We start from the raw sequence: 9,650 nt of genomic DNA, 5'->3' as shown, positions 1-9,650 counted from the left end.
TTATCTAAACTAATCGACTGGGTAATCGAACCATCTGAGAAAAGCAAATGGGCAAAATCATAATCGGTAAAGGACTCGATGTGATCCGCGATATTTTCCGCGACTGGTGAGTCCTCTTTACGCAATTCAACGATTACTTGTAATAATCCTCGCTGATCACTTTGGGTAACCGTTCGAATGGCTTTGCGTAACACAGGGAACTTCTCCCCATCCCGACTGGAAATCCCTGTTAAAAAGGTCAGGATATCAATCGCCAAACTTTCTGAGTCTTTCTTTTTCTTCATAATCACATAGGGATCAAGTAAGCCTTGATTTTCTGGCTTACTGGTCAAGTTAAGAATATTAATTTCATCCGCAATTTCTGGCAACGTTTCTTTCCAACCGCCTCTTTCTCCTTTTGGATCGACAATCACAGCTTGCCCACCAAAAAGGACGGCATAATAGACTAAGAGATTGTTGCTAAAAGATTTCCCCCCACCTAACGAACCAAGGAAAGCAGATGCCAAAGCATTGGTTACTGAGCCTTTGACCCCTTGTGATGCCAATGCCGGTTTCAGGTAAACATTGCGCCCCGTATCTACGTTATAGCCAAAGTAAATGCCTTCTAATTCTCCTAGCATTTGAGTAGCCCCAAAACCAAGTCCCGCCAAAAAGTCAGACGTAACATATTGAATATAGTCATTCATGTATCGCTTACTTGAGGGTAAGAATTCTTTGTGTAGACCCATCATATCGCCAAAGGGCCGGACTAGTTTTACATTGGTATCGTCATAAAAATCGAGCACTTCATCACAGCGGCGTTTTAATTCATCCACTGATTTAGCACTCACTCGAACCACATAGCTTAGTTTATACATGGATTCTTTCGACTGATCCAAGGTGGTTTCCAATTCATCCACGGAATCCAAAGCATCTAATACATTGGAGTTCGTTTCATTATCAGATTGATAGGCATGGTTGTCTAAATCTTTTAATTCCTTTTTCTTATTACGAACGGTAGCTAGGGCCTTTTTATTCGTCACAATTTCCACATTCATTGAAGTATCAATCGGAAACGTAAATTGTTGTTGCTGGTAATAGAAAAGTTCCGAGGAAGGAAACTCCATTTCCCCTACAATGGTATTAATTGTTAAGTACGCTACATAAGACTCATGATTTTCATGTTCCATCCGTAAGTACCGAGGCTTTTCTTCAATCAAACAACGAGTGGGACGTAATAAGTCGTAACGTTTCACCAGCGTTTCTGATTTCAGCTTTTTCTTTGGTAGCTGGAATTCATATTCTTCAAACGGTGTGCCTTTTTCACCATAGATATGTTCAATTAAATACGTCAAGTCACTCGGCGTTACTCGTTTGACTTTAAATCTTCGAGCCAATTTACTTTCCATTAGTTTTTCAAGCTTGGTATAGCGACGAATTTCTTCATTGGATAAGGAAACAAAATCACCCATCAAATGATGATTCACTCCATAGACAAATTCTTGAAGTCCAGAAAAGAAAGATTTCCTGAGATTCTTTAGATTGACCTCTTCATCTGTCGAAATCAGTTTAAAGCCAATAAAGAAGCGATAATCAATCTGACTATCGCCAATCATGGATACTAATGCATCTGTCTGTAAATCAATTCGTTGCTTTGCTACTTCTTTGAGTCTACCGGTAATTTCCTTTTTCGAACGTTCTTGTGTGGCACGAATACTACTTTCTGTGGCAATTTGTAAGGCATGGATCTTACCTTCACGATTTTGCGCAATTAATTGGCGAAAGTTATCATGTACTTGATACTTCTGTTCAGGTGACAAAAAGGAGTAATTGTAAGGCACTAATTCATAGTAAGCAAAACACTCGCCTTCTTGGTTAAAGACAAGATTATTTTCAATATACTTAATCGGGTACATAATTCACACTCCTTACCAAGGTGATTGGTTCGTCCCATCGTTTCTTCTGTTCTTTAACTTTCTTTCCTGCAAAAGTGACCTTAAACCGTAAGTGATAGCTGATAAAGGATCGTAAAAATCCCAATGGTTTCTTACCGTCAAAGGTCTTTTGCGACATGAACCAAGTGACCGCTATCGGAATGCCCAAGTATTTTAAAAAAGCCCCCTCTATCATGGATAGCGGAGGCACATGGGCAAATACAATGACAAACATCAAGGATAAAACAAACCAAGCCATCTGGTTAAAGGTCACAGGAAAAGGCAGCTGAAAGTCATTAATCGCATAAATGACTTTTTCAACTGCCCAAATACTGGTGTAGCTTTTTATTTTTTTCATAGTTTCCTCCAAAATAAAAAGAAGGAAAAATTCCTTCTTAAATAAAAATTCTATATTTCTTACTATACTTTCCATTGCTTGCATAATCCTTTTGAAGAACATAAAGTTTAAACCTACGTGATCGACCGAAAAATCTAAACGATGAATTAATAATATTGATACTATTTTTTGGATTAGATGTTGAAGCAACAAATACTTTTTTAAAGTCACTTTTTTGAATTTCATCCATTGTTTTTTTTATTTCCAAGATTAAAGATCTATTAACTTTACGAACTCCATCTATTGAATTCCCTCTAACAATTATCGTAGGATATGTTTGATTTTCCATAGATAATTCACTCATTTTTATATCGTAAGTATCAATAATCAGTAAGTTCACAGAGTCATATCCATCGATGTCATCGAAATTTTCTTTTTCAATGCTTACTTTACATGTTCCATCACTGTCGTAATGATCATCGTATATATCTGGCAACACCTCAGAAAAAATTCCACTCAAAACCAACTTATATTGCATGTGTATAGGAATTCCTGCAATCTGAATTTTATCATAACCAAGTAAAGTTGCTGCTACCCAAAATACAAAATAAAAATAGTTGTAGTACACATTTCCATTAGAGTTAAACACCTTTCCTGAATTTCTTTTTTTAAAAAAATTCAATAACGATATAACAATAATAATTGAAAAAATGTAATTCAAATTAAGCTGAAGAGATGTTACTAACGTTTCAATAAAGGTAGCTTTTTGGTCTCCAAAGAAAAAAATCACGGCTTCTTTACTCATTTTTTTATTGGTAAAGAAAAAAGTAATCATCGGTAGAGAAATTAAGAGAAGGGCTGGTATCATTACCTTTCCTACTAAAAACCCCCACCACCAAATATTCTTTTGTGATTTCACCTAATCACTCCTTTATAGTTTTATAGCCTGCCTAATATCTGATTTTTTTGACAGTAACCACATTCTCAAATCAGAAAATCCAACGATAATAAAAACATAAACTCTATCATCATGTTGCTTGCTCACGTTCAGTCTCCAGCTTTTCTTATCAACATTTGATGGAGTTGGTACAGCTTCAGGATGAGTATGCCATTCTCCCAATGCAATAGAAAACTTATTTGATTCTATCCATTTCTCATTAGAAAGCTGTTGATGAATTTCTCGGTTTTTTTTAAAGAGTAATCTTTTTTGTATATCTCCTATTTGAGGTGTTGTTATATCGGTAATTATTATGCTCCCATTCTTAAGTCTTTTTCCATGAAGAACTCCTCCAGCTTCAGGCAAGTCATCCTTTCCCTGCCGATATTGTTCAAATATCTTAAGAACTTCATCCCTTACTTCAATGACAATACGGTCACACGAAAATTTAATCATCTAACTCCCCACATACTTTGCAATATTTAGAAAAGAATCTTTCTTCAAACTTATTGACTCCATTAAGAAAAGTATTTCTGTCGCTATATTGATATCCTAAATTCTCAAAAGTACTCCCATCTCCTATCCATGAAAAAAGAGTACTATTGGTCATATTATTTTGATTGACTTTATGGAAAAGTTTTATTGCATTAATTGCACATTCCGTCGAGGCAATAGCATTATATGGTATAAATTTTGAGCGGCAACTCGCTAAAGTCCTTTCAAAAATTTGTCCTTCTTTTACCAGAGAAGCTCTATTTGAACACCTATTTTTAGAGTTTGAATCTGTATAAAGACAATTGAAACAACCTTTTTGATTTAGAGAATAATTTATAAATAGAGTGTGTCCCCCAATGCCATATGGCTCCAGCCAAGAATAGAAAACTTTTTGACTACTTTTGGAAAAATAATTATTTAAAGCCAGGCTTGCCATTGTATCTCCTATGCAAACAAAAACATAGTCATATTCCTTGAAAAAACCAGGTTGCATACTAATTAAGTCTAAAACGTTCATTGACTCCACTTCAACACAAAGGTATGGGAATTTTTTTTCGAGCTCCTCCTGCATTAAATCAACTTTAAAAAAATTATTCTGAGATCGGGCATTTTTTAAACTATCTGCACCAAGTGAATTTCGATACAAATTTTCAGCTTGAAAACAATCATTGTCTATGAGTGTCATCTTTCTCACACCTAATGGACCAAGATTTTCAGCAATTTTACTGCCAACTGACCCTACCCCAACAATAGCTATATTAGCACCCAATCCATAGTTTTCTCCGCTCGTTCTATTCACCAAATATAATTCATCATGACGCTGAACTAATACAGTCCTAGGCGTACCCTTATAATCTTTTATAGATCCAGATTGTTTTGTAAAAAGAAATCCAATTATGACATTATTTGACTTTTCTTCAATTGGGATATCTAGAATAAGTAAAACATTATGTCTATTCTTTCTTTTTTCAAGTTTTAAAAAAAATCTTTTATTTGCACCTGTTACATTTTTTTTTACTATTTGTAAAATATCCTTCTTTGACCATGCTTTATTATTCTTCGGGGGCATAATATTATTCTTGTTTCTAATTGGAACATAGTATGCATCTAATTCATGAGTATCTTCTTTCTCTCCATTAAACAATCTACTCGCTGCATTTAATTGTAATTCGTTCTCTTTATCCAAAGCAACCAAAGACTTACCGTACATTATTGTATCAACTGACTTGATAAACAACGCTGGTTCACAAAGGTAGAATAACGAAATTTGATTCTCTTGTTTGTCCCAAAAAGCAACAAACTCTTTTCGAAAATCATTTTTATTTAACCCTTTCAAACCTTCCTCAATTGTTTTTATAGTTTTATTAACACACTGCAATAAAACCAATTCTGAATTTTCTTCATCTACTAAATAATTTATATCTGAAGAAAAACATACCAACCCATCTTTTTCTACATGTGGTAGGTAAAGTCCTAAATGATCAAAATTATGAATGTAAATCCTAGGAAGTACCAATGGAAAATGTTTTGGTATTTCAATTTTTAAACGCAACTTTCCAATTGTAGCAAATGAAAAATCCCCATAGTAATTACCATCGAATAAACGCACAACATCTGTTAGCTTTTCTTTTAAAATATCAGTATAATCCAATCTTTAACACCAACCTAAGCACTCGGATAGTCTGTAACAAATGCATTTCTTAAGTTTTTTTCTGTAACTTCTTCTTCTGAAATAATTAAAAAATCCTCCCCAAATTGATTATTTAATCGTTTTGTAGCTTCATACTCATCTTCAGTATCGATAGCGAAAATCAAATCATCATATAATTTAGAAAGTTTGTTTTTAAAATCACTCATCTGATTCACTGTCATTTTTGAATAGGTGTCACTGTTAGGCTTCACTGGAAGATATGCATGTAGACGATAATGCCAACCATCTGTTTCACTGTACTCATACACAAATGAATCTTTCAGCGAAGAAACAATCTGCTTCATACATTCCATATCATTATACTGAACTTTTCTAGTTAAAAAATCAGTGGACTTATTAACTAGGAACGTATCCATCACATTAATTGTAAGTCCAATTCCTGTTGGTTTATATTCTTGGTTAAAATTGTTATCTTTCCATCTTTTTAAATAGCGAATACATCTTCGAAATTGTTTTCGATCATCTGAATCTGCTACATGACTATTAATTTTCTCTTTTAATACTTTGGGATCCGCTTCCTCCCAGCATCGGTTTTCGGGAGCACTGAATTCTTTTGCTTTTGCTAAGAAATAATTTTCATCTTCTTTAGCATAAACCGCAACATCAACGTGCACATTTTTTTTTGTCTTTTTTCCAGTAAATGTAGCAGTTACACAAGGTACTTTTAAATTAACTTGAGCATTAGGAAAAATTTCAACTAGCGCCTCTTTTACCCACAGTTTAGGCTCCCTTGGATCTTCATAAACAGTATGATCAATTTCGAAAGCAACTGCAATATCGATGTCAAAATCAATTTTTTCATCACAGCTTTTTATTCCGGTATAAACAGAATAGCTTCCCTGTAAAAAAGTTTCAAACTTCACATCATCAGGTAAGTAATCTTTTAATCCATCAATTACTTGGTCTTTATAGTCCTTAAGTAGCGTATTGTCTTCTACGTCCAATCTAATTGAATTATGGAAATCAATAAAACTTGTTTGAATATTTGCCATAATATTACCTCATTTCAAAAATATTTCTTCGGCAAATATTATATCACATTACCCTTCAGTTTGCACTCTATATATTGTGTTTTTTTGCTTACATATACTAATCAAACACTATATATAGTGTTGATTCATTCTGGATACTCAAAAACTCCACGACTAGTAACCAAATAATTTCCTCCAATCTCCAAATCTCGACCGCAAGCATCAAAATCAATATACGGCTTCAATTGTTCTGGAACTTCGCCAAAATCACCAGCTTCTACAATCAAGTAATGCGCCACATCACTCATATCATCGCAATCTGGATAATAGACAATATCATCCACATGCTCTACCATTTCCTCGAAAGAATTGAAGAAAGCGTGTTGAATCTCAGAAGCAGCTTCACCAATTGGCGTTCCTTCTAGTTCCTCCGCTAAGTTACACAACCGATTAATCTCTTCAATTGGCGTATACTCATCAATCTCAAAAGGCAGTTCATAATCATGAATCGCGTACTCTTCATATTCGTCATTTAATCCAATCTGTTCTTTCACTTCATCAAAATCGACAGGTGGGGTAAACCATGCCCCCACCAACTCACCTTCATTGTATTTTCCAAGGTTCGCAATATAAACACGCATCTGTTCCATTGTGATTCCCCCTCAGGCACCGACAATTCGGTTAAACAAATTGAGTAGGACATCCTTCACACCAGAAGCATTAAAGACCAGACCTACCGCAATCAAAGCAATCACCAAGAAGCCAATCAGTTTGGAAAACTCCCGTTTAAATCCTAAAAACAAACCAATGACCACAATCGCTAGTAAGACTAAAGATTGAGCATTGGTTAAAAACCATTGATATAAATTTTGTCCGAAATTCATTTTGTCACTTTCCTTTCTTTTCCATTGCTCAATCCGCTGCTGCACTTGCATTCATCAAGCACATCACGGTAACACCAAGCATACTGCCACCAAGTACCAATAACATATCTTTTACAATTTCCATCAAAATTCCTCTTTTCATACAATCAAGTTTTCGATTGCCATACTTTGTTGCTCCAAAATCTTTTTATGCCGGTCCGAGAGTCGCGCATTCTGTACCATATCCTGGATATACGTTGTTTGATTCAATCGATCCAACTCCTTAGCCATTTTCCACGTAGGGGCGACTTGTCTACCTAGCCAATTTAATGTTCGTTCAATGGTATACGGTTTCGGTTCAGAAGTTAATTGAATCTCTTTCCGATTCCGTCCAATAAAACGACCCCATTGTTCATTCAAGGGCCAATTGGTTCGCCGTTTTCCATCTACTTTATCCGCAAATCGCAAATACCGATTGATAATGGAAAACGTGGTACTTTCAATGCTACGACCTTTTAACAAATCTTGAATCGCATAATAAGCACGGTCATTTTTCAACCGAATCTCAAAACGATTTTTCGTTTCGGTCTGGTCCAATGGAATCCCTAACTTGATATATTGTTCATAATCTTTTTCGTACAAACAAAAATAAACCTCGCTTTTGAGGCTGCCAATATATAAGGTATTGCCCATACCATCCTTTTCATCAGCTTTCAACAGTTCCCCGGAACGGTAACTTTTGAAGGTACGAAACAAGGAGATACATTCTTCCTTCTGACATTTTTTCGTTAAATCAGGAATATCCAGTAGCCCCACTCGATCATTGATTGCTAAATCCAAGCGTTTCATCACGCCACCGGCTTTTAGACAATCTTCAAAAAAGTCGTACCAGCTACGCTTTTGGACGAGTAAAAAAGTTTCAAACTGCCGGCAACCACGACCTTTTAATTCCAAAAGGACACCTTTATCTTCTTCATGAGATAACATCACTACAATATCGCCCATGACATATTGTTCTTGATAGGAGTAAAAGGCGTAATCTTCATGAAGCATATACTCGAATTTCAAATGGAGAATTTCTTGAATAATTTTCCGCACATCCGTTGTGGGAAAGCGAATCCTTACATAGTCAAATAGTAACGTTAAAGGTAAATCGGGATTGAAACTTTCCAGTTGATCAAAAATTTTTCTCATGGTCTTTGTAGAGGCGATTACGCCACCGTTTTCTATCTGATTTAGGTATGGGCGGCTAAGTCCGCAAGCAGTAGCTAATTTATTTTGTGAAACGCCATATTCGTTGCGTCGTTCTTTTAATAACCGATAATCTAAATTTCGTTGCGCCAAGTTTTCACCTCCAAATTCAAGGTGTTAACTTTTCCAAATGAGTTAACACCTATACAAATTACTTAATATCCTTGATACAACAAGCATTTTTTATGGTTACTTGCTTGTTTTTTGTGTTTTTGTACCCCCCTGTTAGATACGGGGGGTGAGACATCATGGCCGGCTGCCGCCGTCCATGAACAGGCACAGCACCACGGAGGATTTCTGCTTCGCAAATCCCCCGCGGTCAGTGCCTATCAGTGGGTTATTTCCCTATTACTCCGCGGTGATACCCTCAATTTCCAACTCTGCTTTTATCTCAAACAAGTATTGGCGGATATCAGGTTCTTTGGCAAGGTCCGCAATTCGTTCCAATTCACCGATGACTTGATTGAGCTCCATTCGAGCATCCGTTTCCTCATCCACTACATACGAATCACCTGGACTTTCACCCCGTTTTTGCGAATATCAAAATTGAGCCGGTACAGTTCTTCTTCCAATTTCGGATCTGCCTGAATCTTGCCAATCACCCAGTAGATTTCTCCAATCAACTCGTCATAAATCATATGCTTTTACCCCCTTTAATCTTCTAGCAATATCAAAAATGACCGGAACTGTTACTGAGTTTCCGGCCTGTTTATACAACTGACTATCTGAATTGACTTGAGAAGCTCGATCAAAAGCCCAATCTGGAAAGCCCTGAAGCCGCCAGCACTCCCTAGGTGTTAACTTTCGAATCTGGTACTGATCCGTGACTACCGCTTGTTGGTCTCCTGTTAGTAAGGTATGCACACTTTGTTTTCCCAGACGACCTCGGCGACTTGTGGAATTAGGAAAAGCCAGGTTCACACTGTCCCCTGGCTTCACCTCTTGATATTCTGTTTCATTTTTCCGAATCATAATCTTCGTTCCCCCTTGTTTCGTTGACAAAGTGGGGGCTGTTCCGGTTACCTCATAAATCCTATTGCCTTGTTCAAAATTTCCCGACAACATACCCGCTACAGAAATCCCATCCTTTACCGGTAAGGCAATTTTAATTCCTTCATCACCGGTCAAGGTTGGTGCTACGCTATCTGAACCATAGACTTGGCCACCCATTC

General features: G+C 36.4%; 11 protein-coding genes and 1 pseudogene. All 12 read right to left on the bottom strand.

Annotated elements, in window-relative coordinates:
• On the bottom strand, positions 1-1,895 hold a 1,895-nt coding region (tcpF, locus tag RV13_RS19735), incomplete at its 3' end, for a conjugal transfer ATPase TcpF (RefSeq protein ID WP_071875995.1).
• Positions 1,882-2,271 (bottom strand): conjugal transfer protein, encoded by a 390-nt coding sequence (locus RV13_RS19730; protein WP_002302462.1) that lies wholly within the window; start codon positions 2,269-2,271, stop codon positions 1,882-1,884. The genes tcpF and RV13_RS19730, both read right to left, overlap by 14 nt.
• 37 nt (positions 2,272-2,308) lie before the next feature.
• On the bottom strand, positions 2,309-3,169 hold the full coding sequence (locus RV13_RS19725; protein ID WP_002302464.1) for a hypothetical protein: 861 nt from the start codon (positions 3,167-3,169) through the stop codon (positions 2,309-2,311).
• A gap of 12 nt (positions 3,170-3,181) precedes the next feature.
• Positions 3,182-3,643 (bottom strand): Mov34/MPN/PAD-1 family protein, encoded by a 462-nt coding sequence (locus RV13_RS19720; RefSeq protein ID WP_002302466.1) that lies wholly within the window; start codon positions 3,641-3,643, stop codon positions 3,182-3,184.
• Entirely contained in the window at positions 3,636-5,333 is a 1,698-nt protein-coding gene (locus RV13_RS19715; protein WP_002303688.1) for a ThiF family adenylyltransferase, read from the bottom strand. Before RV13_RS19715 ends, RV13_RS19720 begins: the two co-directional genes overlap by 8 nt.
• 14 nt (positions 5,334-5,347) lie before the next feature.
• A complete protein-coding gene (locus RV13_RS19710; RefSeq protein ID WP_002302472.1) occupies positions 5,348-6,385 on the bottom strand; it encodes a cyclic GMP-AMP synthase DncV-like nucleotidyltransferase in 1,038 nt (345 codons plus the stop codon).
• 125 nt (positions 6,386-6,510) lie between these two features.
• On the bottom strand, positions 6,511-7,014 hold the full coding sequence (locus tag RV13_RS19705) for an antirestriction protein ArdA (protein WP_002302474.1): 504 nt from the start codon (positions 7,012-7,014) through the stop codon (positions 6,511-6,513).
• Positions 7,015-7,026: 12 nt separating this feature from the next.
• On the bottom strand, positions 7,027-7,248 hold the full coding sequence (locus RV13_RS19700; RefSeq protein ID WP_002298822.1) for a hypothetical protein: 222 nt from the start codon (positions 7,246-7,248) through the stop codon (positions 7,027-7,029).
• A gap of 28 nt (positions 7,249-7,276) precedes the next feature.
• The gene (locus tag RV13_RS19695) at positions 7,277-7,390 is read right to left on the bottom strand and encodes a DUF3789 domain-containing protein (RefSeq protein WP_002302478.1); all 114 of its coding nucleotides are present in this window, start codon (positions 7,388-7,390) and stop codon (positions 7,277-7,279) included.
• Positions 7,387-8,571 carry a MobT family relaxase gene (gene mobT, locus RV13_RS19690; protein WP_002302480.1) on the bottom strand — a complete coding sequence of 395 codons (1,185 nt, stop codon included), beginning with the start codon at positions 8,569-8,571 and terminating at the stop codon, positions 7,387-7,389. Before mobT ends, RV13_RS19695 begins: the two co-directional genes overlap by 4 nt.
• 255 nt (positions 8,572-8,826) lie before the next feature.
• Positions 8,827-9,116: pseudogene (locus RV13_RS19685) on the bottom strand (hypothetical protein).
• Positions 9,106-9,650 (bottom strand): DNA cytosine methyltransferase (locus RV13_RS19680; protein WP_083579829.1); only part of this gene is annotated, 545 nt, incomplete at its 5' end. The pseudogene RV13_RS19685 and the gene RV13_RS19680, both read right to left, overlap by 11 nt.

Source organism: Enterococcus raffinosus (assembly GCF_001886185.1).
Taxonomy (GTDB): domain Bacteria; phylum Bacillota; class Bacilli; order Lactobacillales; family Enterococcaceae; genus Enterococcus_A; species Enterococcus_A raffinosus.
Note: the sequence above shows the minus strand (reverse complement) of the source record. Positions and strands in the feature narration are given on the sequence as shown.